Source organism: Micromonospora sp. WMMC241, assembly GCF_027460165.1.
Classification (GTDB): Bacteria; Actinomycetota; Actinomycetes; order Mycobacteriales; family Micromonosporaceae; genus Micromonospora; species Micromonospora humi.
This window is the reverse complement of the sequence record NZ_JAPZBF010000001.1, coordinates 433,125-458,972: the sequence shown is the minus strand read 5'-3', so window position 1 is coordinate 458,972 and position 25,848 is coordinate 433,125. Positions and strand designations below refer to the sequence as shown.

Annotated in this window: 25 protein-coding genes; 6 read left to right on the top strand and 19 right to left on the bottom strand. The window is 75.1% G+C overall.

Annotated features, from left to right (window positions below; translation table 11 throughout):
* Window positions 1-32 precede the first annotated feature (32 nt).
* Window positions 33-611, top strand: coding sequence for an NADPH-dependent FMN reductase (locus O7598_RS02275; protein WP_269689802.1), 579 nt, complete (start codon window positions 33-35; stop codon window positions 609-611).
* Here the strand turns inward: O7598_RS02275 and hemB are convergent.
* From hemB to O7598_RS02250, 5 genes are read right to left on the bottom strand one after another with little or no spacing between them, the layout of a single operon-like run.
* On the bottom strand, window positions 605-1,588 hold the full coding sequence (gene hemB, locus O7598_RS02270) for a porphobilinogen synthase (protein ID WP_269689801.1): 984 nt from the start codon (window positions 1,586-1,588) through the stop codon (window positions 605-607). The two genes, O7598_RS02275 and hemB, sit on opposite strands and share 7 nt — an antisense overlap.
* 14 nt (window positions 1,589-1,602) lie before the next feature.
* Entirely contained in the window at window positions 1,603-3,183 is a 1,581-nt protein-coding gene (locus O7598_RS02265; protein ID WP_269689800.1) for a uroporphyrinogen-III synthase, read from the bottom strand.
* Complete coding sequence (hemC, locus tag O7598_RS02260; RefSeq protein ID WP_269689799.1) at window positions 3,180-4,148, bottom strand: hydroxymethylbilane synthase; 969 nt, start codon at window positions 4,146-4,148, stop codon at window positions 3,180-3,182. Before hemC ends, O7598_RS02265 begins: the two co-directional genes overlap by 4 nt.
* A complete protein-coding gene (locus tag O7598_RS02255) occupies window positions 4,145-5,518 on the bottom strand; it encodes a glutamyl-tRNA reductase (RefSeq protein WP_269689798.1) in 1,374 nt (457 codons plus the stop codon). Before O7598_RS02255 ends, hemC begins: the two co-directional genes overlap by 4 nt.
* A complete protein-coding gene (locus O7598_RS02250; RefSeq protein ID WP_269689797.1) occupies window positions 5,515-6,285 on the bottom strand; it encodes a redox-sensing transcriptional repressor Rex in 771 nt (256 codons plus the stop codon). The genes O7598_RS02255 and O7598_RS02250 overlap by 4 nt, the downstream gene beginning before the upstream one ends.
* Window positions 6,286-6,676: 391 nt before the next feature.
* On the opposite strand from O7598_RS02250, the gene O7598_RS02245 reads away from it, so the two are divergent.
* Both O7598_RS02245 and O7598_RS02240 read left to right on the top strand, forming a co-directional pair.
* Window positions 6,677-7,966, top strand: a complete 1,290-nt coding sequence (locus O7598_RS02245; RefSeq protein WP_269689796.1) for a sensor histidine kinase — start codon at window positions 6,677-6,679, stop codon at window positions 7,964-7,966.
* A gap of 122 nt (window positions 7,967-8,088) precedes the next feature.
* The gene (locus tag O7598_RS02240) at window positions 8,089-8,745 is read left to right on the top strand and encodes a response regulator (protein WP_269694713.1); all 657 of its coding nucleotides are present in this window, start codon (window positions 8,089-8,091) and stop codon (window positions 8,743-8,745) included.
* Window positions 8,746-8,754: 9 nt separating this feature from the next.
* Here O7598_RS02240 and O7598_RS02235 read toward each other — a convergent pair whose 3' ends face one another.
* The 3 genes from O7598_RS02235 to O7598_RS02225 are packed head-to-tail and all read right to left on the bottom strand — an operon-like array spanning window position 8,755 to window position 11,303.
* Window positions 8,755-9,405 carry an HAD family hydrolase gene (locus tag O7598_RS02235; protein WP_269689795.1) on the bottom strand — a complete coding sequence of 217 codons (651 nt, stop codon included), beginning with the start codon at window positions 9,403-9,405 and terminating at the stop codon, window positions 8,755-8,757.
* A 13-nt stretch (window positions 9,406-9,418) separates the two neighbouring features.
* Window positions 9,419-9,673 carry a glutaredoxin family protein gene (locus O7598_RS02230; RefSeq protein ID WP_091065377.1) on the bottom strand — a complete coding sequence of 85 codons (255 nt, stop codon included), beginning with the start codon at window positions 9,671-9,673 and terminating at the stop codon, window positions 9,419-9,421.
* The gene (locus O7598_RS02225; RefSeq protein ID WP_269689794.1) at window positions 9,663-11,303 is read right to left on the bottom strand and encodes an AMP-binding protein; all 1,641 of its coding nucleotides are present in this window, start codon (window positions 11,301-11,303) and stop codon (window positions 9,663-9,665) included. The genes O7598_RS02230 and O7598_RS02225 overlap by 11 nt, the downstream gene beginning before the upstream one ends.
* Before the next feature lie 530 nt (window positions 11,304-11,833).
* Here O7598_RS02225 and O7598_RS02220 point away from each other — a divergent pair.
* From O7598_RS02220 to O7598_RS02210, 3 genes are all read left to right on the top strand, one after another.
* A complete protein-coding gene (locus O7598_RS02220; RefSeq protein ID WP_269689793.1) occupies window positions 11,834-12,805 on the top strand; it encodes an ECF subfamily RNA polymerase sigma factor, BldN family in 972 nt (323 codons plus the stop codon).
* A gap of 290 nt (window positions 12,806-13,095) precedes the next feature.
* Window positions 13,096-13,956: a DUF5667 domain-containing protein gene (locus tag O7598_RS02215; RefSeq protein WP_269689792.1), complete on the top strand. Its 861-nt coding sequence runs from the start codon at window positions 13,096-13,098 to the stop codon at window positions 13,954-13,956.
* 101 nt (window positions 13,957-14,057) lie between these two features.
* Window positions 14,058-14,933 (top strand): HAD family hydrolase, encoded by an 876-nt coding sequence (locus O7598_RS02210; protein ID WP_269689791.1) that lies wholly within the window; start codon window positions 14,058-14,060, stop codon window positions 14,931-14,933.
* A 10-nt stretch (window positions 14,934-14,943) separates the two neighbouring features.
* Here O7598_RS02210 and O7598_RS02205 read toward each other — a convergent pair whose 3' ends face one another.
* The 11 genes from O7598_RS02205 to O7598_RS02155 form a co-directional block, all read right to left on the bottom strand.
* Window positions 14,944-15,849, bottom strand: a complete 906-nt coding sequence (locus tag O7598_RS02205; RefSeq protein WP_269694712.1) for a lysophospholipid acyltransferase family protein — start codon at window positions 15,847-15,849, stop codon at window positions 14,944-14,946.
* Window positions 15,850-16,196: 347 nt separating this feature from the next.
* Entirely contained in the window at window positions 16,197-17,270 is a 1,074-nt protein-coding gene (locus O7598_RS02200; RefSeq protein WP_269689790.1) for an NAD-dependent epimerase/dehydratase family protein, read from the bottom strand.
* A 119-nt stretch (window positions 17,271-17,389) separates the two neighbouring features.
* Window positions 17,390-17,491 carry a 30S ribosomal protein bS22 gene (locus O7598_RS02195; protein ID WP_007465623.1) on the bottom strand — a complete coding sequence of 34 codons (102 nt, stop codon included), beginning with the start codon at window positions 17,489-17,491 and terminating at the stop codon, window positions 17,390-17,392.
* 221 nt (window positions 17,492-17,712) lie between these two features.
* On the bottom strand, window positions 17,713-17,922 hold the full coding sequence (locus O7598_RS02190; RefSeq protein WP_013288759.1) for a helix-turn-helix domain-containing protein: 210 nt from the start codon (window positions 17,920-17,922) through the stop codon (window positions 17,713-17,715).
* Between the two features lie 216 nt (window positions 17,923-18,138).
* Window positions 18,139-19,323 (bottom strand): ABC transporter permease, encoded by a 1,185-nt coding sequence (locus O7598_RS02185; RefSeq protein WP_269689789.1) that lies wholly within the window; start codon window positions 19,321-19,323, stop codon window positions 18,139-18,141.
* The gene (locus O7598_RS02180) at window positions 19,320-20,174 is read right to left on the bottom strand and encodes an ABC transporter ATP-binding protein (RefSeq protein WP_269689788.1); all 855 of its coding nucleotides are present in this window, start codon (window positions 20,172-20,174) and stop codon (window positions 19,320-19,322) included. Before O7598_RS02180 ends, O7598_RS02185 begins: the two co-directional genes overlap by 4 nt.
* Window positions 20,171-21,565: an efflux RND transporter periplasmic adaptor subunit gene (locus O7598_RS02175; RefSeq protein ID WP_269689787.1), complete on the bottom strand. Its 1,395-nt coding sequence runs from the start codon at window positions 21,563-21,565 to the stop codon at window positions 20,171-20,173. Before O7598_RS02175 ends, O7598_RS02180 begins: the two co-directional genes overlap by 4 nt.
* Window positions 21,566-21,616: 51 nt before the next feature.
* Window positions 21,617-22,861: a hypothetical protein gene (locus O7598_RS02170; protein ID WP_269689786.1), complete on the bottom strand. Its 1,245-nt coding sequence runs from the start codon at window positions 22,859-22,861 to the stop codon at window positions 21,617-21,619.
* Between the two features lie 1,253 nt (window positions 22,862-24,114).
* On the bottom strand, window positions 24,115-24,483 hold the full coding sequence (locus O7598_RS02165; protein ID WP_269689785.1) for a YrdB family protein: 369 nt from the start codon (window positions 24,481-24,483) through the stop codon (window positions 24,115-24,117).
* Window positions 24,483-25,049, bottom strand: a complete 567-nt coding sequence (locus O7598_RS02160; protein WP_269689784.1) for a TetR/AcrR family transcriptional regulator — start codon at window positions 25,047-25,049, stop codon at window positions 24,483-24,485. The genes O7598_RS02165 and O7598_RS02160 overlap by 1 nt, the downstream gene beginning before the upstream one ends.
* Window positions 25,042-25,842, bottom strand: a complete 801-nt coding sequence (locus tag O7598_RS02155; protein WP_269689783.1) for an alpha/beta fold hydrolase — start codon at window positions 25,840-25,842, stop codon at window positions 25,042-25,044. The genes O7598_RS02160 and O7598_RS02155 overlap by 8 nt, the downstream gene beginning before the upstream one ends.
* Between the last annotated feature and the right edge of the window lie 6 nt (window positions 25,843-25,848).

Here is a 25,848-nt window from a genome sequence, read left to right as displayed (position 1 = left end):
TCAACAATTGTTCAAGTCCTACCGTCCAGAGCATGACGACGCAAGAATCGCCGCTCACCCTCGCCGTGCTCGTCGGCAGCGTGCGCCGCCCCCGGATGGGCCGGATGATCGCCGACTGGTTCGTCGACCACGCCGGCCGTCGCGACGGCCTCCGTACCGACCTGGTCGACCTCGCCGACGTGCCGCTCCCGCTCGCCGACACCCCGCCCGGCGGCAACCCGGCCAGCCCGATCGCCGGCCGCCTCGACTCCGCGGACGCGTTCGTCGTGGTCACGCCGGAATACAACCACAGCTTCCCGGCGGCCCTGAAGAACGCCATCGACTGGCACCACCGGGAATGGGTGGCGAAGCCGGTCGGGTTCGTCTCGTACGGCGCCGGCTCCGGCGGGATCCGCGCGGTCGAGCAGCTCCGGCTGGTCTTCGCCGAGCTGCACGCCACCACCACCCGCAGCGGCGTGGTGCTCACCGCGCCGTGGGACCGCCTCGACCAGCAGGGCCGGCTGGTCGCCGACGGCCCGCTGGAGCGGGCCGCCGACGCGACGCTCGACGAACTGAGCTGGTGGGGCGACGCACTGCGCGCCGCCCGCGAGCGACGGCCGTACGGTCAGTAGCGATCGCGCAGCATCTGGGCCGCCTCGACCGCCCAGTAGGTGAGGATGATCTGGGCGCCCGCCCGGCGGATCGAGGTGAGCGTCTCCAGCATCGTCCGCTCCCGGTCGATCCAACCGTTGGCGGCGGCGGCCTCGACCATCGCGTACTCGCCGGAGACCTGGTAGGCGGCGACCGGGACGTCCACCGCGGCCCGGACCGCCGACACCACGTCGAGGTAGGGCAGCGCCGGCTTGACCATCACCATGTCGGCGCCCTCGGCGACGTCCAGCTCGACCTCGCGCAGCGACTCGCGCAGGTTCGCCGGATCCTGCTGGTAGGCGCGCCGGTCGCCGTCCAGCGCCGACTCCACCGCGTCGCGGAACGGGCCGAAGAACGCGGAGGCGTACTTGGCGGCGTACGCGAGCACCGAGACGTCCTGGTGCCCGGCGGCGTCCAGCGCCTTGCGGACAACCCCGACCTGGCCATCCATCATCCCGGACGGCCCGACCACGTGGACCCCGGCGTCGGCCTGGGCGACCGCCATCTCGGCGTACGCGGCGAGCGTGGCGTCGTTGTCCACGCCGCCGTCCGGGGTGAGCAGGCCGCAGTGCCCGTGCGAGGTGAACTCGTCCAGGCAGAGGTCGCTCATCACCACCGTCGCGTCGCCGACCTCGGCGATCACGTCCCGGATGGCCACGTTGAGGATGCCGGCCGGGTCGAGACCGCCGGAGCCGGTCTCGTCCCGGGTGGCCGGCACCCCGAACAGCATGATCCCGCCGACCCCGGCCTGGACCGCCTCGACGGCCGCCTTGCGCAGCGAGTCCCGGGAGTGCTGGAGCACCCCCGGCAGCGACGCGACGGCCCTCGGCTCGGTCAGCCCCTCCTTGACGAACATCGGCACGACCAACTCGGCCGGGGCGACGCGGGTCTCGGAGACCAGCCGCCGCACGGCCGCGTTGCGACGCAGCCGGCGGGGCCGGATCTCGGGGTACGGCATGGGGGTGCCTCCTGTCAGCGGAACCGCAGGGCGGTCGGCCCCTGCACCTTCGAGCCGCGGCGCTGCTTCGCCGGCATGGCGGCGAGCTTCTCGCGCAGCTCGACGGCGTAGGCGGCGAGCGCCTCCACCAGGTCGGGCACCGAGGCGTGCGGCGGCTGCACGTCGACCCGCAGGCCGAACTCCGTCGCGGTCTCCGCCGTCTTGGGCCCGATGACGGCAACAACGGTACGCGCGTGCGGCTTCCCGGCGATGCCGACCAGGTTCCGGACGGTGGAGGACGAGGTGAAGAGCACCGCGTCGAACCCGCCCGACTTGATCGCGTCGCGGATCTCGGCCGGCGGCGGCGCCGCCCGCACGGTCCGGTAGGCCGTCACGTCGTCGACCTCCCAGCCACGCTCGGTGAGGCCGGCGGCAAGCGTCTCGGTGGCGATGTCGGCGCGGGGCAGCAGCACCCGGCCGACCGGGTCGAGGATCTCGTCGTGCGGCGAGAACTCGGCCAGCAGGCCCTCGGAGGACTGCTCCCCGGCGGGGACCAGCTCCGGCTGGATGCCGAACGCGCGCACCGCGTCCGCGGTCGCCTCGCCGATACAGGCGATCTTGACGCCGCCGAAGTGCCGGGCGTCCAGGCCGTGCTCGGCGAACTTCTCCCAGACCGCCCGGACCGCGTTCACCGAGGTGAAGATCACCCAGGCGTACCGGCCGTCGACCAGGCCCTTGACCGCGCGCTCCATCTGGGCCGGGGTGCGCGGCGGCTCGACCGCGATGGTCGGCACCTCGCACGGGATCGCGCCGTACGCGCGCAGCCGCGCGCTCATCGCGCCGGCCTGCTCCTTGGTGCGGGGCACCAGCACCTTCCAGCCGTACAGCGGGCGGTTCTCCCACCAGCTCAGCTTGTCGCGGTCGGTGACGCCCGCGCCGACGGTGAGCACGACGCGGCCGGTGAAGCCGAGCGCCGCCGCGACGAAGGAGTCCACGCTCGACGTGGTGGTGTACTGCGTCTCGCCGGTGCCGTCGCCGGTCACGCCGACCGCGGTGGTGCCGTCGACGCCGGCGGCCAGCAGCCCGTCCCGGACGGCGGCGAGGTCACCGGCGTCCACGGCGAGCGCCAGCGAGCCCCGGCCCACGGCCGCGGCGAGCGCGTCGAAGTCCAGCGTGGTGACGTCCTCGACGTCGGCGGCGGTGCGGACACCCGGCAGCGGTACGCCCGCGTAGGTGGCGACGCCCTCGGCCTGGCCGACGCCCGGCACCACCTCGAAGTGCGCGGCGGTGCGCGCCACCGCCTGCACCTCCTTGACCACCGAGTCGTGGCCGAACGGGTCGCCGGCCACCAGGTGCACGGCGTTCTGGCCGGAGCGGGCCGCGGAGATCAGCACCTTCGCCACGTCCCCCGGCACGCCCTCGGCGGGGCTGAACTCGGCGTCGGACCTGGCCTGGGCGCGGACGTGGGTGAGCAGCGACTCGGGGACTCCCCGGTCGTACACCACGTGGTCGGCATCGACCAGGGCGTCGAGCGCCCGGCGGGTCAGCAGGCCCGGGTCGCCGGGGCCGGCCCCGACGAAAGCGATCCGGCCTACGGGCTTACGGGTGCGGGTCATTCTGTGCTCCCAAGTTGCTGGGTCCCCGGGCCGGCGTGTCCTTCTTGGCCGAGGATCGAGTCGGCGCCGAGTTCGAGGAGTTCGGCGGCGAGTGCCTTGCCGATCTCCGCCGCGTCGGCGGGCGTTCCGGTGCGGGACAGCCGGAGGTCACGGGAACCGTCCGGGCTGATCACCGCACCGCGCAGGTAGATCTCCTCACCGGTCTCACCCTCGGCGAGTTCGCCGTAGGCGGCCACCGGTGCGCTGCACCCGGCCTCCAGGGTGGCCAGCAGCGCCCGTTCCGCGGTGACCGCGGCCCGGGACGGCGCGTGGTCGAGCCGCGCGATCAGCTCGACCAGGTCGTGGTCGTCGGCCCGGCACTCCACTGCGAGCGCGCCCTGGGCGGGCGCGGGCAGCATGAGCATCGGGTCGAGCGTCTCGGTGATGACGTCGGCGCGGCCGATCCGGGCCAGCCCGGCCCGGGCCAGCACGACGGCGTCGAGGTCGGCGTCCGGGCCGAGCACCCGGCCGAGGCGGGTGTCGATGTTGCCCCGGATCGGAGTGACCTCGAACTGCATGCCCAGCGCGTGCAGCTGGGCGATCCGGCGCAGCGCGCCGGTGCCGATCACCGCGCCGGGCGGCAGCTCGGCGAGGGTACGGCCGCCGGTGGCGACCAGCGCGTCCCGCGGGTCCTGCCGGGGCGGCACGGCCGCGATGTGCAGGCCGGGAGCCGCCGCGGTCGGCAGGTCCTTGTACGAGTGGACGGCGAAGTCGATCTCACCGGCGGTCAGCGCGTCGCGCAGCGCGGAGACGAAGACGCCGACGCCGAGCCGCTGCACCGGGGCGGTGGAGCGGTCACCGGCGGTCACCACCTCGACCAGCTCGACCGGGCGGCCGGTGGCTGCGGTGAGGGCCTCGGCGACCTGGCCGGACTGGGCCAGCGCCAGGACGCTGCCCCGGGTGCCGAGGCGCAGGGGGGCGGTCATCGCGCACCTCCGGTGGACGGGACGTCGGCGGCGTCGAAGGACGGCCGGCCGTCGGTGTCGGTGGCGACCACGTCGGGGACGGTGTCGACCGGGGACGTCTGCGGCACTTCCAGGTCGAACAGCTCGCGCAGCAGGGCCGCGTACTGGTCGCCGCCGGGTTCGGCGGCGAGTTGGCGGACCCGTACGGTCGGCTGGTGCAGCAGCCGCTGCACGACCCGGTGCACGGTGCGGGCGACCTCGGCGCGCTGGTCGTCGCTGAGGTCGGGGCGGCGCTGGCCGAGGCGGCGCAGTTCGGCGGTCACCACGTCGTCGGCCCGGCCGCGCAGCGCGGCCACGGTCGGTGCCACGTCGGCGCCGCGCAGCCAGCTCAGGAACGCCTCGACCTCGCCGGCGACGATCCGGCCGACCTCGGCGGCGTCGGCCGCGGCCGGACCGTCGGCGAGGACGGCGGCCATCCGGTCGATGTCGATCACCTCGACGCCGGGTAGTTCCGCGACGCCCGCCTCGACGTCGCGGGGGACGGCCAGGTCGAGCAGGACCAGCGGGCCCCGGTCGGCGTCCCGGCGGGCCAGCGCCCGGGTCACCACGTCGCGGGTGAGCACGGCCTCGGTGGCGGCGGTGGCGGCGACCACGACGTCCACCGTGGAGAGCGCCTCGACCAGGTCGGCCATCGGCACGGCGGTCGCGCCGTACGACTCGGCCAGCCGGACGGCACGGGCGGCGCCCCGGTTGGTGACGGTGAGCGGGCCGGCGCCCAGCCGGGACAGCGTCGCCACGCCCAGCGAGCCCATCGCCCCGGCGCCGACCACCATGGCGGGTCGGCCGGCCAGGTCGCCGTGGAGCAGGTCGGCGGCGAGGTCGAGCGCGGCGGTGACCACGCTCTGCCCGGCCCGGTCGATGCCGGTCTCGGCGTGGGCGCGCTTGCCGACCCGCAGCGCCTGCTGCATCAGCTCGTGCAGGAGGCGGCCGGCCGAGTCGGCGCCGCCGGCCGAGTGGTAGGCGTCACGGAGCTGCCCGAGGATCTGCGCCTCGCCGACCACCATGGAGTCCAGCCCGGCGGCGACCCGGAAGACGTGGTCGACGGCGGCGGCGTCGTAGTGCACGTAGAGGTGACCGGCGAGCGCCGACGGCGGGCAGTCGGCCTGTTCGGCCAGGACCGCGCAGATGTCGCCGAGCCCACCGTGGAACCCGGAGACGGCGGCGTAGATCTCCACCCGGTTGCAGGTGGAGACGAGGACGGCCTCGGCGACGTACGGCTGGGCCACGAGCCGGTCCAGCGTGCGGGTGAGGTCCGCGGGCGGGACGGCGAGTCGCTCCAGGGCGGCGACCGGGGCGGTGCGGTAGGACGCGCCGACGACGAGCAGTTTCACGTGCCGATCGCCTCCTGGGTGTCGGGGGTCGCGAGCCCGCCGGGCAGGGCGGTGAGGGCGGACCCGCCGGTGGCGGGCAGCGCGGTCAGCGACGCCTTGCGGTGCTCGTGGAAGGACAGGATCTGCAGCTCGATCGCGAGGTCGACCTTGCGCACGTCGACCCCGTCCGGAACCGAGAGTACGCACGGCGCGAAGTTGAGGATGCTCGTCACGCCGACGGCGACGAGCTGGTCGGCGACCGCCTGGGCGGCCGGCGCCGGGGTGGCGATCACGCCGATCGAGATCGACTCCTCGGCGACCACCCGGGGCAGCTCGTCGACGTGCCGGACGACCAGGCCGTGGATCTCCTCGCCGACCCGGGAGGGGTCGGCGTCGAGCAGCGCGGCGATCTGGAAGCCCCGGCTGGCGAAGCCGTCGTAGCCGGCCAGGGCGTGACCGAGATTACCCACGCCGACCAGCGCGACGGCCCGGCACTGGGTGAGCCCGAGCACCGACTCGATCTGGTCGATCAGCAGCGCTACGTCGTAGCCGACACCCCGGGTGCCGTACGAGCCGAGGTGGGAGAGGTCCTTGCGGAGCTTCGCGGAGTTGACCCCGACGGCGCTGGCCAGGCCCTCGCTGGACACGGTCTCGTGCCCGGCGTCGGCGAGCGCGTGCAGCGCGCGCAGGTATTCCGGGAGCCGGGACACGGTCGCCTCGGGCAGGTCCGGAAGCGCCGGTACGGCACCGGTGCGGCCGGGCGCGCCAGAAGGACGGTGCTGACTCATGAGACTCCGTGCGGTGCGATCCTCGACCGGCGACGGGGGCCGGCCGCTTCGGGACTCCCGCTGGCGACCGATGTTGCCGGCTGTGCTAGCAGGGCGCGTCGGAACTACAGAGTAGGCGCTTGTGAAGAGGTGCACAAATCGCGATCTTGATGACTCGCGACGCGGCTCCACCTGCCCCTCCATTCCCACAAGATCGATAAACCGCGCTTCCTCGGCGGCGCCTGGCGATTATTGCTCAATCCAGACTTCTCTGACCAATCGCGCGCGCCCGGTAGCGCTCCGTGATCGGCGCGGCGAGGCGCGGCTCACGTTCCGGAGTAGGGAGAACCCCACCCGGGAGAGGCCGGCGAGCGGGATGGGCCGGGCCGCGCCGCGCCCATAGCCTCGAACCATGACCGCCGTACCCGTCCCCTCCTCGCCCGCCCGAGGGCTCCTCCGTCAGCTCGCCCGCGACACCGGCTACGTGCTCTTCAGCCTCCCGCTGGCGGTGGTCGGCTTCGTGCTCGCCGTGGCGGGGATCTCACTCACCGCCGGGCTGCTGGTCACCACGCTCGGCCTGCCGGTCCTCGCCGGCGTGCTCTACGCCGCCCGCGGGCTGGCCGACCTGGAACGGCTCCGGCTCCCCGGCGTGCTCGGCCGGCCCCGGGTCCGCCCGGTCTACCGGACGCCCGAGCGGGGTGCCGGGTTCTGGCGGCGGGTCTTCACCCCGATGCGCGACCCGCAGTCCTGGCTCGACCTGCTGCACGCGTTCCTGCGGCTCCTGGTGGCATTGCCCACCTTCGTGCTGATGCTGGTGTGGTGGGCGCTGGCGCTGACCGGCACGCTCTACGGCGTCTACGACGGCGCCATCCCGCGCGGGCCGGACGACCAGGACCTCAGCGAGCTGCTCGGGATGGGCGACGGGACCGGCGCGCGGATCGCGCTGAACACCGCGATCGGGCTGTTCGCCCTGTTCACCCTCCCACTGGTGGCCCGGGCCCTGGCCCGGGTGCAGGCCGCGCTGGCGTACTCCCTGCTCACCGGCGTGGCCGAGATGCGGCAGCGGATCACCACGCTGGAGGAGCAGAAGCGGGCCGCGGCCTCGGCGGAGGCGTCCGCGCTGCGCCGGCTGGAACGGGACATCCACGACGGGCCGCAGCAGCGCCTGGTCCGGCTCGCCATGGACCTGGGTCGGGCCCGCCAGCAGCTCGCCGCCGACCCGGAGGCGGCCCGGCGCACCCTGGACGAGGCGGTCGCCCAGACCCGGGAGACGCTCGACGAGCTGCGCGCCCTGTCCCGGGGCATCGCCCCGCCGATCCTGGTCGACCGAGGGCTGCCCAGCGCGCTCGCCGCGCTCGCCGCCCGAGCCCTGGTGCCTACCGAACTGGTGGTCGACGACGAGCTGGGTCGGGCCGGCGGCCGGCTCGACCCGGGCCTGGAGAGCACCGCCTACTTCGTGGTGGCCGAGGCGCTGACCAACGTGGCCAAGCACAGCCGGGCCGGCGCCTGCCGGGTCGAGGTGACCCCGAAGGTGGGCCGGCTGGAGATCACCGTCGCCGACGACGGGATCGGCGGCGCGCACCTGGCCAAGGGACACGGGCTCAGCGGCATCGCCGACCGGGTCCGGGCGGCCGGCGGCACGCTCGAGGTGACCAGCCCGGCCGGCGGGCCGACCCGGGTCCACGCCGAGCTGCCCCGGTGACGACGCCCGCCGGCGCGCCGCCGTCCGACGCCACGGACCGGGCCGGGGACGCGTGGCCCGGCGACGCCCCGGCCCGCACCGAGGCCGCGCGGTGGGACCCGGACGTGATAGACACCGGACCCATGCGGGTGGTGATCGCGGACGACGCCGTACTGCTCCGGGAGGGGCTGATCCGGCTGCTGACCGAGTCCGGGCACGAGGTGGTGGCGGCCGTCGCCGACGGGGACTCCCTGGTCGAGGCGGTGGTGACGCACCGGCCGGACATCTCCGTGGTGGACGTGCGGATGCCGCCGTCGCACACCGACGAAGGGCTGCGCGCGGCGGTGGAGGCCCGCCGCCGGGTGCCCGGCACGCCGATCCTGGTGCTGTCCCAGTACGTCGAGGTGTCGTACGCCGACGACCTGCTGGACACCGCGGGCGGCGCCGGCGGCGGCATCGGCTACCTGCTCAAGGACCGGGTGGCCGCGATCGACGAGTTCCTGGACGGGCTGGCCCGGGTGGCGTCCGGCGGCACCGTGCTCGATCCGGAGGTGATCAGCCAGTTGCTGGTGCGGCGGCGGCGCGACGACCCGCTGGCGGCGTTGACCCCGCGCGAGCGCGAGGTGCTGGCGCTGATGGCCGAGGGCCGGTCCAACACCGCCATCGCCCGCCTGCTCGTGGTGAGCGACGGCGCGGTCGAGAAGCACGTGCGCAACATCTTCACCAAGCTCGACCTGCCGCCGGACGCCACCACCCATCACCGCCGGGTCCTGGCCGTCCTGGCCCACCTCCGCGCCTGAGCGACCGGCTCAGGGCAGGGCACGGGCCAGGGTCACCGCCTCGGTCAGGGTGTCGGCCACCGGGTGACCACTGGCCCGCAGCCGGGCCGGGTCGGAGAGCCCGCCGGTGTAGAGCACGGCGGCGCCACCGACCGAGGTGGCCGCGTCCGCGTCGTCCAGCGAGTCGCCGATCAGCACCACGTCGGCGCCGTCGAGGCCCAACTCGGCCAGGTGCTTCTCCAGCCACTCCGCCTTCGGGCCGCCGCCGACCGTGGCGCGCAGCCCGTCCACCCGGCGGAAGTGCGGGGTCAACCCGTAGGTGTGCACGGTGGGCACCAGCTCGTCGTGGAACCACATGGACAGCAGCGACTGGCTGCCCGGCCAGGCGGCGATGGCGGAGGTCGCGTCGGCGGCCAGGGCGCAGCTGGTCAGCCCGGCCCGGTACGCGTCGTGGAAGATCCGGTCGAGCGCGCCGAACGCCTCGGCGTCGACCGCCCGGCCGAGCATCTCGGCGTAGTAGTCGGCGATCGGCCGGCGGAACCGCACCCGGTGCTCGTCGGCGCTGACCGCCGGGCCGCCGGCGCTGGCGAACGCCACGTTGGTGGCCCGCACCACCAGGTCGAGGTCGTCGAGCAGGGTCCCGTTCCAGTCCCACACCAGGTGGCGCCGCGTCTCCGTCACCCGGACACGATAGCTAGAGCTGCGGCGTGGTCAGGTCCCGCAGCAGCCGGTCCTCCTCGACCCGCCAGTAGCCGTGCTCCTTGCCGTCGAGCAGCACCACCGGCAGCCGGTCGCCGTAGTCGCGTTCCAGCTCGACGTCGCCGGTCACGTCCTTCTCCACCCAGCGGTCGCCGGTCACCGCGACCACCCGGTCGAGCGCCGCCTTCGCGTCGTCGCAGAGGTGGCAGCCGGGCCGGGTGATCAGGATGAGCCGCGGGTCACTGGACATCGGATACCTCCGTGCGGTTCTCGGTCGACGGCGACGGCGACGGCACCACGGGCGCCGGGCGCAGCTCGGTCTTGCGGACCTTCCCGATCGCCGAGTACGGCAGGGCGTCGACGAACTCGACGGCGGTCGGGCACTTGAACCGGGCCAGGTTACGCGCGCAGTGGGCGAGCAGTTCCTCCGCGGACACCTCGGCCGCCCGCACCACGTACGCCCGGACAGTCTCGCCGGTCCGCGGGTGCGGCACCCCCAGGACGGCCGACTCGGCCACCCCGGGGTGCGCCTGGAGCACCAGCTCGACCTCGTGCGGGTAGACGTTGAAGCCGTTGACCAGGATCAGCTCGCCGAGCCGGTCGACCAGGAAGAGGTCGCCGTCGCCGTCGGCGTAGGCCACGTCACCGGTGGCCCACCAGCCGTCCGGTTCCGGCCCGCCCCGCGCGTCCGGCCAGTAGCCGGCGAACAGGTTGGCCCCGCGCACCACGATCTGCCCGGGGTCGGTGCCGGTGGGGTCGTCGGAGAGGTCCATCCCGTCGTCCTCGGTCTCGGCGGCGGGCACCCCGTCGCGCCACAGCTCGGCACCGTCGGCCCCGACCAGGCGCAGCTCGACGCCGGGCAGCGGGCGGCCGATCGAGCCGGGTTTCGGCTCGCCGCCGACCAGCGTGGAGGTGAGCACCGGCGCGGTCTCGGTGAGCCCGTAGCCGACGTGCACCGGGTGCCCGGTCAGCTCGGTGAAGCGCGCCCCGGCCGCGGGCGGCAGCGGCGCCGCGCCGCAGACCGCGAGGCGCACGCCGGCCAGCGCCGCGGCCGGGTCGCCGTGCGCGCCGGCCCAGGTCAGGAACATCGACGGTACGCCGAGCAGCACGCTGACCCGGTGCCGGGCGATCTCGTCCAGCGCTCCGTCCGGGCCGGGCTCGTCGACCAGCACCCCGGTGGCGCCGTGGTGCACCACGGCCCCGAGCCCGGAGTTCAGCCCGTACGCGTGGAAGAGCGGAAGCGCCAGCAGCACGGTGTCGTCGGGGCCGACCACCGGCGGTTCGATGCGGTCGACCTGGTGGTGGTTGGCGGCCAGCGCGCGGTGCGACAGCATCGCGCCCTTGGGCCGCCCCTCGGTGCCCGAGGTGTAGAGCAGGACGGCCAGGTCGTCGCCGTCGCGTTCCGGGAACCGGGCGAGGGCGCCGCCGTCGGCGACCGGCGGGGCGGTGTGCACCGCGCGCAGGGCGGGCAGCGCCGCGGTGTCCACCCGGGCGGTCACCTCGGCGGCGCCGACCAGCAGGGCGGCGCCCGAGTCGGCGAGCACGTGCCCCAGTTCCCGGCTGGTGAGCGTGGGGTTGACCGGCACCGCGACCAGGCCGGCCCGGAGCGCGGCCAGGTAGGTGACCACGAAGTCGGGGGTGTTGCCGAAGGCGACGGCCACCCGGGGCGGGTGCGCCGTGCCGTCGGGCGGCGGTGCGGCGGCGTGCAGCGCGCGGGCGGTGGCGGTGACCGCGGTGTCCAGGTCGGACCAGGAGAGCGTCCGGTCGCGCCAGTGCAGCGCGGCCCGGTCGCCGTGGTCGGCGGCCGCCCGGCGGAGCCGGTCGGCGAGGTTCGGCGCGGGGCTGTCGGCGGCGTCCTGCACGGTGGCTGAGTCTGGCACAGCCGCGTCCGCCGGACCATGCCCCGACCGTCGGCGCGGGTCCGCCGCACGGGACCGCAATTGGGATAGCGTGGGATTCCCGAGCGTGGGATCCAGATCTTCACCAGCCGGCGGAGGTGCCGCCGGACCGGCCCGTCCCGGCCGCCGCCGCGACACGCCGAGCGGAAAGAAAATCCGCTCCGACCTGGACTTCCATTCGCACCCAGGTTCCGGCGCGAAAGTCAACCACACGCGACGGACAACGGGTCCGGCGATAGTGCGACCGCACGGGAAATACTTCCGCTCTGTGTAACGGACTTGCCACGCGCGGGTGACGTTGGGCCTATCATCACTCGGGTCGGCTCACCCCATTTGCCGTGAGTCGACACCCCTCAGCCCGAGGAGGCCCCCGTGCCCGTGAGCGCATTGGACCAGCACCTCAAGGGGATCTGCCGCCCGCCGGCACGTCCCGGACCGGCCGTGCCCGACCGGGTCGTACCCGGCCTCGCGGTTCCGGCGCGGTCGCTGTCCACCTGGATCGGGGAGGCACGGTGACCACCTTCGGTTACGCGGACCGGCCGACCGGACTGACCGGCCCGACCCAGCGGAACCCGCTCAACGAGCGCGCCGACCCGGCCCCCCGCGCCGACGGCCTGCTCACCGCGCGCAGCGAGGCGGCCCGGCGGACGCGCAGCCGCACGCACCACGGCAACGAGGCGCCGCTGCGCCCGGCGCTGCCGGGCACCAACGCGAAACCGGCCGGCGGACGGCTCGGCGCACCGCCCCGCCCCGGCCCACCGACCCAGGTCCGGCGGGGTGAGGCGGCGACCAGCGCGGAGCCGTCCGCCGCCGAGACCGCCGTGCTGCCGGCGGTGACCGCCGGCGACACCGCGGTGCTGCCGGCCGTCCCGGCCGCCGCACCGGCCACCGGCTTCCCGAGCCGCCCCGACCCGTCCGACCCGGCCACCGAGGTCTGGGGGCTCGTCGAACGGGCGCAGGCCGGCGAGGCCGAGGCGTTCGGCCTGATCTACGACCGGTACGTCGACACCGTCTTCCGGTTCGTCTACTTCCGGGTCGGCAACCGCCAGCTCGCCGAGGACCTCACCTCCGACACGTTCCTGCGGGCGCTGAAGCGGATCGGCAGCTTCACCTGGCAGGGCCGCGACCTGGGCGCCTGGCTGGTGACCATCGCCCGCAACCTGGTCGCCGACCACTTCAAGTCCGGCCGCTACCGGCTGGAGGTGACCACCGGCGACGTCCTGGACGCCGACCGGGAGGACCGCGGGCCGGAGGGCAGCCCGGAGGCGGCGGTGGTCGAGCACATCACCAACGTGGCCCTGCTCACCGCCGTGAAGCAGCTCAACCCGGAGCAGCAGGAGTGCATCGTGCTGCGGTTCCTGCAGGGCTTCTCGGTGGCCGAGACGGCCCGTGCCATGGGCAAGAACGAGGGTGCCATCAAGGCGTTGCAGTACCGGGCGGTCCGGGCCCTGGCCCGGTTGCTGCCCGACGGCTTCCACGGCTGACCGACCCGACCCGTCCGCACCACCGGCGCAGTCGCCGGTGGTCGGCGTGTGTCCGACATCCCCCGCGGCACCGATCACACCCGGTGATTTCGCCGCCGATCGGGCCGTAACCGGCGACCGGCGCGAACCGTTTCTCCGGGTGCGACCAGTGGTTGTCCCGGCGTCCCCCGGGCCACCCGGTCCGGCGGGTCAGGTCGGCCGTCCCGGGCGACCCTCGGCCGCACGCTGCCACGGGTCGCTGGTGACGATGACGGCCACCCGGCCGTGACCAGCGGAAGGGGGTGCCCGCGGTGGACAGCGACCTCTTCTCCGGTCGGCGAGCCGAGCGCTTCGCGCAACTCCTCGACGAGGCCAACGGCGGACGCCGACACCACGTCCGGTCCCGGGCCGACCACGAGCTCACCGCGCTCGTCGAGGTGGGCCGGCGGCTCACCGTCGAACGGCCCACCGTCGACGTCGACAGCGAGTTCCGCACCGGCCTGCGGGCGATGCTCGTGGCCACCGCCGAGCGCGAAGGCGTCACCGCCGCAGCCGCCTCCGGCGCCGGCACCGGCCTGCGCGGTGCGTTGCTGCCGGCCATCACCGGCCGACGGGCCCGCGCCCGGGGCGCGATCCTGGTCGGCGTGGCCGCCGGCGCCATCGCGCTCTCCGGCATCTCCGCCGCCAGCGAGAACGCGCTACCAGGTGACGCGCTGTACGGCATGAAGCGCTCCACCGAACGCGCCCAGCTCGCACTCGCCAACTCGGACATCAGTCGGGGCCAGCTCTTCCTCGACTTCGCCCGCACCCGGCTCGACGAGGCCGCCTCGGTCCGCCACGACCGGCTCGGCTTCAGCGCCGTCCTGGACGACATGGACGCGGACACCCGCCAGGGCGTACGCCTGCTGACCACGGTGGCCGCGCAGCGCTCCGACCCGACGGCGCTGGACGCGGTGGACACCTTCCTCGCCGGCCAGCGTCGGGTGGTCAGCGGCCTGCTCGACCGGCCCGACCACGCCGACCGGGACCGCACCCGTCGCTCGCTGGCGCTGCTCGACGCGGCCGGCCGGCGCGCCGACGCGCTGCGCGAGGCGATCGCCTGCGGGCTGCCCGCGCCGACCGCCAGCGACACGCTCGGCCCCGCGCCGAGCACCTGCCCCGGCGAGCGCTGAGCCCACGGCCACACTTCTCCCGGCGGACACCCGACCGTCACGGCGGGCCGGATACGCTCGACGCGGAGCCCGTACACCGCCGTCGAGGGAGGGAGGTCGCCGTGACCGAGTCCCGCAAGGTGACGGTCAGCACCGACGTCCACGGCCACACGGCCGGCTGGGCGGAGACCCCGGCGGCACCGGCGACCACCGTCACGCCGGATCCGACCGCCGCCGCGTTCTTCGACGTGGACAACACGATGATGCAGGGCGCGTCGATCTACTGGTTCGCCCGCGGGCTGGCCGCCCGCAACTACTTCACCGCCGGTGACCTGGCCCGGTTCGCCTGGCAGCAGGCCCGGTTCCGACTGCTCGCCACCGAGCACGTGGGCACCATGTCGCAGGCGAAGGAGGCCGCGCTCGCGTTCGTGCAGGGCTGGCGGGTCGACGACGTGGAACGCCTCACCGAGGAGATCTTCGACGAGCTGATGGCGCCGCGCATCTGGGCCGGCACCCGCCGGCTCGCCCAGCGTCACCTCGACGCGGGCGAGCGGGTCTGGCTGGTCAGCGCCGCCCCGGTGGAGATCGGCCGGGTGATCGCGGCCCGGCTCGGCCTGACCGGCGCGATCGGCACGGTGGCCGAGGTGGTCGACGGCGCCTACACCGGCCGGCTGGTCGGCGACCTGATGCACGGGCCGGCGAAGGCCGAGGCGGTCACCCAGCTCGCCGCGGTGGAAGGGCTGGACCTGGCCCAGTGCGCGGCCTACAGCGACTCCGCCAACGACCTGCCGATGCTGTCGGTCGTGGGCCGCGCGGTGGCGGTCAATCCCGACCCGGCGCTGCTACGGCAGGCCCGCGAGCGGGGCTGGGACGTCCGCGACTTCCGCACCGGGCGCCGGGCCGTACGCATCGCGGTGCCCTCGACCGCCGCCGTCGGCCTGCTCGCCGGCGCGGTCAGCGCCGGCCTGGCCCTGCACCGCCGCCGCCAACGGGCCTGAGCCGCGCCGGTCAGGGGCCGAACGGGTCCGGCCGGCGTTCGAGCAACTTGTGCAGCGTCTGCTGGATGGTCTCTCGCACCTGGTCGGCGAGGTTGAACACGACAAGTGGGTCGTCCGCCGAGTCGCGCAGGTGCGCGGTCGGGATCGGCGGGCAGAACTCGATCAACCATTTGCTCGGCAGCGGCACCATGCCCAGCGGCCCCAGCCAGGGGAAGGTCGGCGTCACCGGGAAGTAGGGCAGCTTGAGCAGCCGGGCGAGCGGCTTGATGTCGGCGAGCATCGGGTAGATCTCCTCGCCCCCGACGATCGCCACCGGCACGATCGGGGTGCCGGTGCGCAGCGCGGCGGAGACGAAGCCGCCCCGGCCGAACCGCTGGAGCTTGTAGCGGTCGGCGTAGAGCTTGCCGACCCCCTTGAAGCCCTCCGGGAACACGCCGACCAGCTCGCCGTTGCCGAGCAGCCGTTCCGCGTCCGGGTTACAGGCGACGGTGCCACCGGTCTTGCGGGCCAGTTCGGAGACGACCGGCATCCGGAAGACCAGGTCGGCGCCGAGCAGGCGCAGGTAGCGGTGCGCCGGGTGCCGGTCGTGCACCGCGGTGGAGAGGATCAGCGCGTCCAGCGCCACGGTGCCGGAGTGGTTGCCCACCACCAGGCCGGCGCCGTCGGCCGGCACGTGCTCCAGGCCGCCGACCTCGGTGCGGAACCAGTCCCGGTAGAGCAGCCGGACCAGCGGGTGGAAGACCGCGTCGGTGAGGTCGCTGTCGAAGCCGAACTCGTCCACCTCGTAGTCACCGGAGAGCCGGCGCCGCAGGAACGCGAGCCCCTGCGCGACGCGGCGGTCCCAGTGGTCCCCCGGCCGGTCGGTAACGGCCGGCCCGGGCGCGCTGTCGGCCGCCGTGTCCCCGGCCGCCGGCACGGGCGCGGCCTTCTGCACGACCGCCTTCTTCGCCACGGCCTTCTTCGCCACGGCCTTTTTGGCGACCGCCTTCTTGGCGACCGGGCGGCCGGCGGCGGACCCCGAACCGTCGGTCCCGCCGGGTGCCGCGTCGGCCGGTGCCGCGGGCGCGTCGCCCCCGACGGCCGACTCGCGGATCGGGGTGGCCGGCTCGTCGGCGGAGGTGTCCGGCTCGTCGGCCGGTGCGGGCGGGCGGGCGGCCGGCGCGGTGACCGGCCGGTGTCCGTTGCGCCGCGCCGGCTCCGCGTCCGGCCCGGACCCGGCCGGGGGTACGTGGAACCGCGCGTCACGCCGCTCCGGCGAGCTGCTCACGGGCGCTCCCGGACGGTCGAGCGGACCTGGCGGATGCTCTCCAGCACCAGCTGCTCGGCGGCGGCGAGCTGATCCCGGGTCACGACCACCCCGCCGTGGTGGGCTCGGACGAAGTCGTCGAAGGCGGCGGCGGTCGAACGGGGGGTGAAGCCGAACTCGCGCTCCAGTCGGGTGGTGTCCACCACCCGACCGTGCACGAAGAGGTCGACCTGATCCAAACCGTAGCGGCCGAAACCCATGGTGCGGGCGATCGCGGCCACCCCGGCCAGGCCCGGCTCCAGCACCGGCACGGCCACCCGGCCGGCCCGGCGGATGGCCTGCGACAGCGACAGCACGCCCGGCCCGGCCACGTTGAACGTCCCCGGGTGCTCCTCGGCGACCGCGCGGTACAGCACCGTCAACGCGTCGTCGATGTGCAGGAACTGCAGGCGCGGGTCGCGGCCGAAGATGGTGGGCACGACCGGCTGGGAGAAGTAGCGGGTGAGCGTGGTGTCGGCGGTGTAGCCGATGAACGGGGCGAAACGCAGCACGGTCGCGGTGACGTCGGGGCGGCGGCGGCGGAAACCACGGACGTATCCCTCGATGTCGAGGATGTCGCGGCCGAACCCGCCGCGCGGCACCTCGCGCGGCTCGGTCTCCTCGGTGAAGACGGCCGGGTCGCGGAACGACACCCCGTACGCGGCGGTCGAGGACCGGACCACGAGCCGGCGCAGCCGGGGCGCGCGCTGGCAGGCGGCGAGCAGCTGCATGGTGCCGATGACGTTCTGTTCCTTCATCGCCGCCCGGCCACCCTGCTGCTGGTCGGGGGCGGTGACGAGCGCCAGGTGCACCACGGCGTCGACGTCGAGGTCGATCAGGAGGCCGCCGAGCGAGTCGAGGTCGAGGCGGACCAGCTCGACGTCGGTGAGCAGGTCGGCCAGCTCGGGGTTGGGCGGGGCCGGGTCGACGCCGATGACGCGTTCGATGCGCGGGTCGGCGGCGAGCCGGGCGGCGACGTTGGCGCCGAGGAACCGGCCGACCCCGGTGACGACGACGACCCCCGGGGCACCTGGGGTGCCACCGGGGGTCATGTCGTGCGCCTTGCGCGGCAGGCACGATCGAGCCGGGACGTCCGCGGCCTGATCACCTGAGCCTCCGAGGGTCGACAGTTGGCAAGTGGTGCCGGTGCCGGGTCAGCGCCCGGCCCCGGTCACTTGCCGAGACGGCGACGCTGGACGCGGGTCTTGCGCAGCAGCTTGCGGTGCTTCTTCTTAGCCATGCGCTTGCGGCGCTTCTTGACCACCGAGCCCATACGACAGCCTTTCGATGCAACGTGCGGGGCGGACCGGCAGGCACCACCGCACGGTGGCACCGTGCCCGCTTGCGGACAACGGACCGGACCAGCGAGGTGGGCAGGGCACACCAGGGTGCGATCTCGGTCGGGCTCCAGGGTAGCCGGAGAGCGTCAGCAGGACCAACGCGCCCCCGTCGATGCCCCTTTTCGTCGCACTCGGCGGCGGACCGCCGAGTGCGTCAGGCGGACTCCTGGAAGGCGCCTCGGAGGTATTCGTGCACGGCGTGCTCGGGCACCCGGAACGAGCGACCGACCCGCACCGCGGTCAGCTCACCGCTGTGCACGAGACGGTAGACCGTCATCTTGGAGACCCGCATGACCGTGGCCACCTCGGCGACGGTCAGGAACCTGACATCCGACAGCCGTGCGTCGGACTGCGACCCGGCCATGGCTCACCGACCCATTCCCGTGCCCGGCGCGTGCCACCGGGCAGGTGCTTCCGCCTCGACGAGCGACGCGCGTGTAACCAGTACGGTAGCGGGACGGCTGTGACCTGCGCGATCCCTTCCCACCTTTGATCATGGCGGGACACCCGTTCACCCCGTGTCCACCAGGGCTTTTTCGCCCGGACGGGTGGCTCGTCCCGTTCCCGCCGACCGGTACGCCTACTCGGCGCGCAACGCGACCACCGGATCGAGCCGCCCGGCCCGCTGCGCCGGCACCACCCCGAAGACGATGCCGACCGCCGCCGACACCCCGAAGGCGAGCGCCAGCGACCACCAGGTGATCGCGGCGGGGATCGGCGAGAACGCGTCGACGAGCAGCGCGGTGCCCACGCCGAGCGCCATCCCGGTCAGGCCGCCGATCGAGGTGAGCAGCACCGCCTCCAGCAGGAACTGCACCCCGATGTCCCGAGGTCGGGCGCCGACCGCCTTGCGCAGCCCGATCTCCCGGGTCCGCTCACGCACCGACACCAGCATGATGTTGGAGACGCCGACGCCGCCGACCAGCAGCGAGATGCCGGCGATGGCGGCCAGCACGCCGGTGAGCACGCCCAGGATGTCCCCGAGCACGCCGAGGATCTGCTGCTGGGTGACGGCACTGAACTCGGTGTCCGGGTGCCGGCGGGACAGCTCCGCCACGATTCGCTCGCCGAGCTGGTCGATCCGCTCCCGGTCGGGCGCCTTGACCGCGATGCCGTCGATCCGCTGGGTGCCCCACAGCCGCTGCGCGGCGGTCACCGGGACGTGCACCTCGTCGTCCCGGTCCACGCCGAGGCTCTGCCCCAGCGGGGCGAAGACCCCGATCACCCGGAACCGCACCCCGGCCAGCGTGACCTGCTGGCCGAGCGGGTCCCGGTCGGGAAAGAGCGCCCGGGCCACCGAGGCGCCGAGCACCGCCACCCGGCGGCTGGTGTCGACGTCGGCCCCGGTCAGGTAGCGGCCGCGTTGCAGCGATCGGGTGAACACCGACGGGGTGGTCTCCAGCACGCCCTGCACGGTGGTGAAGTCGGACCGGTTGCCGGCCCGCGCGGTCGCGCCGGACGCCACCGTCACCGCCACCCGGCCGGGGTCGCCGACCACCCGGGAGACGGCGTCGACGTCCTTGAGGTCCAGCGGGGACACCACCGGCGCGGTGCCCACCTCGATCTTGCCCGGCACCACCAGGAGCAGGTTCGAGCCGAGCCCTTCGACCTGCTGCTCCACCTGCTGCTTGGTGCCGGTGCCGATGGCCACCAGGATGACCACCGAGGCGACCCCGATGATCACGCCGAGCATGGTCAGCACGCTGCGCATCCGGTTGGCCCGCAACGCGTCCAGCGCCACCCGCCAGGCCTCGGCCAGCCTCATCCGGCGCCCCCGGTGGTGTGCGGAAGGCGTCCGGTGGCTCCGGTGGCGCCACCGGAGCCACCGGACGGGCGCCCCGGACCGCTTCCGGACGCGGACCGGGGCTCCGCGCTGGGAGCGGGATCCAGTGTCGCAGGTTCGCCGGCGCCGGCCGATCCCGGTCGATCATGAACGGTGTCGGACCGGATCAACCCGTCCCGCACCGCGATCCGCCGGCGCGCGCGGGCCGCCACCTCCTGGTCGTGCGTCACCATCACCAACGCCACCCCGGACTCGGCGTTCAGCCGCTCCAGCAGCTCCAGCACCGCCTCGCCGGTGACGCTGTCCAGGTTGCCGGTGGGTTCGTCGGCGAGCAGCACCGCCGGCTCGGTGACCAGCGCCCGGGCGATCGCCACCCGCTGCTGCTCACCGCCGGAGAGCTGGTTGGGCCGGTGGTGCAGGCGGTGCCCCAGCCCGACCCGGCCGAGCATCGCCGCCGCACGCTCCCGCCGTTGCCGCGCCCCGACGCCGCGATAGACCAGCGGCAGCGCGACGTTGTCCACGGCGGACGTGCGGGCCAGCAGGTGGAACGCCTGGAAGACGAAGCCGATGGTCTCGTTGCGCAGCGTCGCCAGCTCCGGTGCGGTCAGCGAGGCGACGTCCCGGCCGCCGATCACCAGCCGGCCGCCACTGGGCCGGTCCAGCCCACCGAGCAGGTGCATCAGCGTGGACTTGCCCGACCCGGAGGGGCCGATCACCGCCACGTACTCGCCCTGGGCGATGGTGAGCGACACGCCGCGCAGCGCGGACACCGACACCCCGTCCAGTTCGTACGTGCGGGACACGTCGACCGCCTCGACCGCGGCGACGGTCACGGGAGTTCCTGGCCGTCGGTGACCTGGTCGGCGCCGCGCACCACGACCCGGTCGCCGGCCCGCACCCCGTCGACGATCTGCACCAGGTCCTGCCCCTGCACGCCGACGGTCACCGGCACCCGGTCCGCCCGGCCGTCGCGCGACACCCAGACCGCGTCCCGCCCGTCGGCGGAGAAGACCGCCGAGGCCGGTACGGCCACCGCGTCGGCCGCCTCCCGCACCCGCAGCCGGACCACCGCGTTCATGCCGGGGCGGGGCGCCGGGGCGGCCTCCGCCTCGCCGAGCCGGCCGGCGCCCAGGTCCAGCCGGACCCGGTAGGTGACGCCGCCCCGCGCCGAGCTGGTCGGCAGCACGTCGACCGAGCGCACGGTCGCGTCGTACGTCGCGCCGGTCACCGCGTCCAGCTCCACCGAGGCGGGCACCCCGGCGCGCACCAGCAGCACGTCGGTCTCGTCGACCTCGGCGAGCAGGCCGAGCCGCGCGGTGTCCACCACGGTGAGCACCGGAGTACCGGCGGTGACCCGGCCCCCGGCCGGCACGGCGTCGTCCACCCCGGCCGGCGGCCCGCCCGAACCGGCCCCGCCCGACACCGACGGGTCGAGGCCGGGCGGCACCCCGCCGGCCGCCCCGAACAGCCCGGCCAGGTCGGTCGGCGCCGCCGCCCGGGTGCCGCCCGGCTGCACCACACCCGCGATCGGGGCGCGCAACGTCAACGCGTCGACGGTCGCCTTCGCCAGGTCGTACGCCTGCTGGGCCTGGAGGCGTTGCGCGGCCGACAACGCGCCGACGGCGCTGTTCAGGCCGGACACGCCGCGCTGCACGGCGGTGACCGCGCGGTCGGCGGCGCGGGCGGCCGACGCGTACTGCTTCTGCGCCGACTCGACCTGGAGCAGCAGCGCGGCGCGCGCCTGCGGGTCGCCGACCTTGCCGGCGGCGGCCCGGGCGGCGGCGAACGCCTCGTCGGCGGCCCGGTCGGTGCCGCGACGGTTGCCGCCCAGGTCGCCGACGCCGACGCCGCGGCCGGCCCGCTTCGCGGCACGCAGCGCGTCGCGGGCCTGGGCCAGCCGGTCCCGCGCGGACGGCGAGTCGACCACCGCGAGCACCTGCCCCTTGGCGACCCGCTGTCCGGGTTGGACACGCAGGGCGGCCAGGGTGCCGTCGGCGGGGGCGGTGAGGGTGGCGGCGGCCCGCGCGGTCACCGTGGCCGGCGCGTCGATGACCTCGGAGACCGGGGCGCGGCCGACCGGGGCGACGGTGACCGCCGGGGTGTCGTCGCCGCAGCTGGCGGCCGTGGTGCCGGTCAGCGCGACGGCGGCGAGGAGGGCGGTGAGCAGGCGGGGCCGCGTGGCTGGGCGCAGCCGCGGCGAGGGAGGGCGGGCCACCCGGCCCATGCTACGACCCGTCGACAGGCGTCGACGTCGTCGGCGCGTCGGGGGTGGCGCTCAGCCGGCGGCCGACCGGACGTAGGCGACGCAGTCGTCGTGCAGCATCGACCACGGGTCGCCGAACACCTCGTCGGCGGCCTCGGCCGGGGACCGGCGCTGGTGCACCACGGCCCGGAAGAAGTCCAGCACCCGCTGCTCGCCGTACCGGTCGACCAGGTGCCGCACGGCCAGGTACCCGACGCCGTAGGCACCGCCGACGCGGTCGTCGGTGGCGTCGTCGGCCGGCGCCACCGCGTCGAGCCGGCCGGCCCAGTCGCCGCGGACCAGCTTGCGCACCTCGGCCAGCCCGTCGTAGCGGTCCACCGGCTGGCCGTCCGTGCCGGCGTACTCGGCCAGCCCTTCCACCAGCCACCAGTCCGCGTGGTCCGCGTAGCCCTGGTCGGGCAGCGAGGAGGCGTGGGTCAGCTCGTGCCGCAGCAGGTCGTCGACGCCGCCCGGGGCGAGGCTCTGCGCGTTGAGCACCACGTCGTGACGGCCACCGCCGACCCCTACCGCGTACCCGGCGGTCCACTTCGGCCGGCCACCGCCGTACCAGCGCTGCCACTCGGCCTTGCCGGCGTAGTAGACCAGGTACCGGTCCGGCGGCGGCCCCACCGCGTACCGGTCGGCGACCCGGGCGGCAGCCTCGGCCTGGGCGAGCAGGCCGGGCAGCTTGGCCCGTTGGGCCGGCGTGGTGGCCACCAGCGCCCGCTTCCCGACCGCCACGGCCAGGTCGTTCACCGCCCAGGGACGGACGCCGGTCGGATCCGTGCGGGACGGCTCCACCGCGAGCAGCCGCGGCTGCTCCCCCACCAGCCGCCATCGCGTGCCCAGCCCGGTCGTGCTCGGCGCGCATCCCGGCACCACGAAGCAGTAGCCCACCGTCACCGTCAGCCGCCACTCCCCCGGCCGCCCGTCGACCGCCACCGGCACCCCGTCGGCGGCGGGCCGCCACACGGAGACCCGGAGCGCCCGCAGGGCCGCGTAACGCTTGGTCAGCGTCGGCCGCGCGGCCGGCTCCGCGACCGCGAGGAAACCGGTCCGGTCGCCACCGAGCAACGCGGCGGCCTGCCGGTCGAGCTGCCCGACCATCCGCTCGGCGAGCTGCCGCTCGGCCGCCGTCCCCCGGTGGGCCGGGCCCGCCGCCGGCCGTCCGGCCGCGTCCGGCGCCAGCTCCCGCAGGAGTACGCCGGGAACCGCGCCCGCCACCAGGCCGAGCGCGAGCCCGAGCGCGGTCCAGAGTGGCCACCGCCGCTTCCGCACCGGCGCGACGGGTACGGGCCACTGCGGCCCGGCCGGACCCGCCATGCTCGGTACCGGCGCGCTCGGAACCGGCGCGGGGGCGGTGGGGATCGACGGCGATGCGGCCGGCTTCGCGGCGGCGGCAGCTTCGCTCGGCTCGGGGTGAGCCGCCGTCACGGCGAGGATGACTGTGCTCGCCTCGCCCGTGCCCGGCGCCGAGGTGGGGACAGCATCGGTCGGCGCGGTTGCCACCGGGGTCGGGGCCGGAACGACTGGGCTGCCCACAGGGGCAACGGCTGTCGCCTCGGAAGCTGAGGCCGGCGCCGGACCGAGATCGGCCGCGCCCCGGCTGAGCGAGTTCTCGCTCGATTCCGGGCAGCCAGGCGGGCTCGCTTCCGGACCATCGGCGGCAGAAGCGGGCTCGGGCACGGCCGGACCTGGTACGGGCACGGCCGGACCTGGTACGGGCACGGCCGGACCTGGTACGGGCACGGCCGGACCTGGTACGGGCACGGCCGGACCTGGTACGGGCACGGCTGGACCTGGTTCCGACGCGACCATGTTCGCCTCGGACGCGGCTGGGCTCGACGCGGGCGCGACCGGATTCTCCTCGGACGTGGCCGGGCCAGGCGCGGGCGCGATCGGGCTCGACTCGGGCGGAACCACGGTCCCTCCGGGCACGACTGAATTCGGAGCGGGCGCGGTGGGCGGTGGACTGGACACCATCGGTCGAGGTGTGACCGGGGCGGCCTGCGGGAGTGCGCCGTCCGTCGGCGTCTTCGTCGAGGTCGGAGGCGGTGTCACCGCGTCAACGTCGGCGCGGGGGCGCTGCCCCTCGCCGTCGCCGCCGGCCTGTGGCTCGTCGCCGTCGGCTGCCCGGCCGGGAGGCTCCTCGTCGCCGTCGGTCACCGGCGAAGGGTACGACCAATCGGGCGTTCCGGGAAAGAGCCCTGCGCGCAATCGCAGGGCTCTTTCCCACGCCAGATCTTGGAAGCGTAGGGCCCCTCTGGCGGCCATTTGCTTCCAAGATCCAGGTGGGAAGCGGCAATCCGCGGGGATCTTGGTACCGATCCGCCCCTCCGCGGGCGGTCCCGTACCAAGATCGCGGGGCGCGGGGCGCGGGGCGCGGGACGCGGGACGCGGGACGCGGGACGCGGGACGCGGGACGCGGGACGCGGGACGCGGGACGCGGGACGCGGGACGCGGGACGCGGGACGGCGGGGTGGGTGGGGTGGGGTGGGCGGGGCGTGTCCCGGTCGGGCCTTGAGGATGGGTCAGACCGGGTCGCCGGAACGCAGCAGGAGGGACTTGTCGACGGCCCAGGCGAGCACCAGGGCCACGCCGGCGAGTGGGTGGCCGGCCAGGGCGAGCAGGACTCCGCCGGTGAGGAAGCAGGCCGCCTGGACGGTGAGCTTGGCCGGGGCGGGCAGCGGGACGGCGGCCCGTGGCGAGCAGAACACTCCCCACGTCACGGCGAGCGCCAGCGGCGCGCCCAGCCCGGCGAGCAGCCGCACCGGCCAGCCGGCGTCGAGCGTGAAGCCCCAGAACCCGGCCGCGGCGAGCAGCGCCAGTTCCAGCAGGAAGACGAGGCCCAGCAGCGCGGCCTTCGTCGCGCCACCGGCGGACGCCGGCCCGGCCCTCATCACGACCGCCAGCCGCGGTACGCGAGGTCGAGCCCGTCGATCATCCGGTCGAACGAGCGGTCGACGTCGCGGGGCAGCCCGAACCCGCCCGCCGCCTCCAGGGTGACGAAGCCGTGCACGGTGGCCCGGAACATCCGGGTGGCGTCGACTGCGGCGTCGCCCTCGACGCCGTACCCGCGCAGGATCGCGAAGATCGCGCCGACGGCACGCTCGGCGGCGGCCAGGTGTTCCGGGTCGCCGGGGTCGGGCGCCCGCTGGGTGGCAGGGTAGCGGCCGGGGTGCCGGTGGGCGTACGCCCGGTAGGCGGCGGCGACGGCGCGCAACGCGTCGCTGCCGGCCCGGCCCGCGGCGGCGCTGGTCAGCACGTCGGCGATCTCGGCGGTGGCCAGGACGGCGAGCTTCTGGTGCAGCGCGTCGACGCCGCGCACGTGCTTGTAGAGGCTGGGCAGCGCGACGCCGAGCCGGCCGGCGAGCGCGGCCAGGGTCAGCCGGTCGTGTCCGACCTCGTCGACGAGCACGGCGGCCTCCCGGACCACGGTCACCGGGGTCAGGCCGGCCCTAGGCACGCGCGGTCACCGTCAGGAACTCGACCAGGTCGGCGGCGGTGGCGTCGGGCTGGTCGGCGTGCGGGTAGTGGCCGGAGTCGGCGACCATGCGCGCCTCGGCGACGGCGAACTGCCGGCGGGCGGCCCGGGCCTCGGCGCCCGGGTCGGGGAAGTCGGGGTCCTTGGTGCCCATCAGCACCAGCACCGGTTGCCGCACCTGGGCGGCCCGCGCGGTCCAGTGCGGGTCGACCGGCGCGACCACGCCGCGCACCGCGTCCATCCGGCCGCGCAGCTTGGCGACCAGTTCCTTGCGGTACGCGGCGTCGTCGGCGGGCCGCCCGCAGGGGAACAGGGTGCGGTGGAACATCCCGAACAGCCGAGGGCTGCGCAGCACGGCGGCCTGGAGGGCCCGCATCGCCGGGTTCGGCTTGGGTCGGGTGGTGAACGGGCTGATCTGCACGATGCCGCTGACCAGCTCGGGCGCCTCGGCGGCGGCGAAGACCACGCCCGCACCGCTGGACGAGCTGCCGACCAGCGTGGCCGGCCCGCCGCCCAGGGCCCGCACCACGGCGAGCAGGTCGCCGCCGACCTCGGCCGGGGCGTAGGTGGGCCAGTGCGGGCTGGAGTCGCCGTGCCCGCGTACGTCGACCGAGGCGACCCGGTAGCCGGCCGCCACCAGCAGCGGCGTCAGGTGCCGGAAGGCCGCCCGGTTCTCCCCCATGCCGTGCGCGAGCACCACGAGGGGCCCCGAGCCGTGCACCTCGTACGCGATCGTCCCGCCGTCCCGCGCCACCTGGCTAACAATCATAGCCATAAAGCT

Coding starts and splice junctions, on each gene's coding strand:
- O7598_RS02230 (WP_091065377.1), bottom strand. CDS start 9,673: ATGTCCAGTGACCCGCGGCTCATCCTGATCACCCGGCCCGGCTGCCAC.
- O7598_RS02185 (WP_269689789.1), bottom strand. CDS start 19,323: ATGAGGCTGGCCGAGGCCTGGCGGGTGGCGCTGGACGCGTTGCGGGCC.
- O7598_RS02165 (WP_269689785.1), bottom strand. CDS start 24,483: ATGAGGGCCGGGCCGGCGTCCGCCGGTGGCGCGACGAAGGCCGCGCTG.
- O7598_RS02195 (WP_007465623.1), bottom strand. CDS start 17,491: ATGGGCTCGGTGGTCAAGAAGCGCCGCAAGCGCATGGCTAAGAAGAAG.
- O7598_RS02265 (WP_269689800.1), bottom strand. CDS start 3,183: ATGACCCGCACCCGTAAGCCCGTAGGCCGGATCGCTTTCGTCGGGGCC.
- hemB (WP_269689801.1), bottom strand. CDS start 1,588: ATGCCGTACCCCGAGATCCGGCCCCGCCGGCTGCGTCGCAACGCGGCC.
- O7598_RS02240 (WP_269694713.1), top strand. CDS start 8,089: ATGCGGGTGGTGATCGCGGACGACGCCGTACTGCTCCGGGAGGGGCTG.
- O7598_RS02175 (WP_269689787.1), bottom strand. CDS start 21,565: ATGGGCCGGGTGGCCCGCCCTCCCTCGCCGCGGCTGCGCCCAGCCACG.
- O7598_RS02245 (WP_269689796.1), top strand. CDS start 6,677: ATGACCGCCGTACCCGTCCCCTCCTCGCCCGCCCGAGGGCTCCTCCGT.
- O7598_RS02190 (WP_013288759.1), bottom strand. CDS start 17,922: ATGGCCGGGTCGCAGTCCGACGCACGGCTGTCGGATGTCAGGTTCCTG.
- O7598_RS02275 (WP_269689802.1), top strand. CDS start 33: ATGACGACGCAAGAATCGCCGCTCACCCTCGCCGTGCTCGTCGGCAGC.
- hemC (WP_269689799.1), bottom strand. CDS start 4,148: ATGACCGCCCCCCTGCGCCTCGGCACCCGGGGCAGCGTCCTGGCGCTG.
- O7598_RS02250 (WP_269689797.1), bottom strand. CDS start 6,285: ATGAGTCAGCACCGTCCTTCTGGCGCGCCCGGCCGCACCGGTGCCGTA.
- O7598_RS02155 (WP_269689783.1), bottom strand. CDS start 25,842: ATGGCTATGATTGTTAGCCAGGTGGCGCGGGACGGCGGGACGATCGCG.
- O7598_RS02200 (WP_269689790.1), bottom strand. CDS start 17,270: ATGACCCCCGGTGGCACCCCAGGTGCCCCGGGGGTCGTCGTCGTCACC.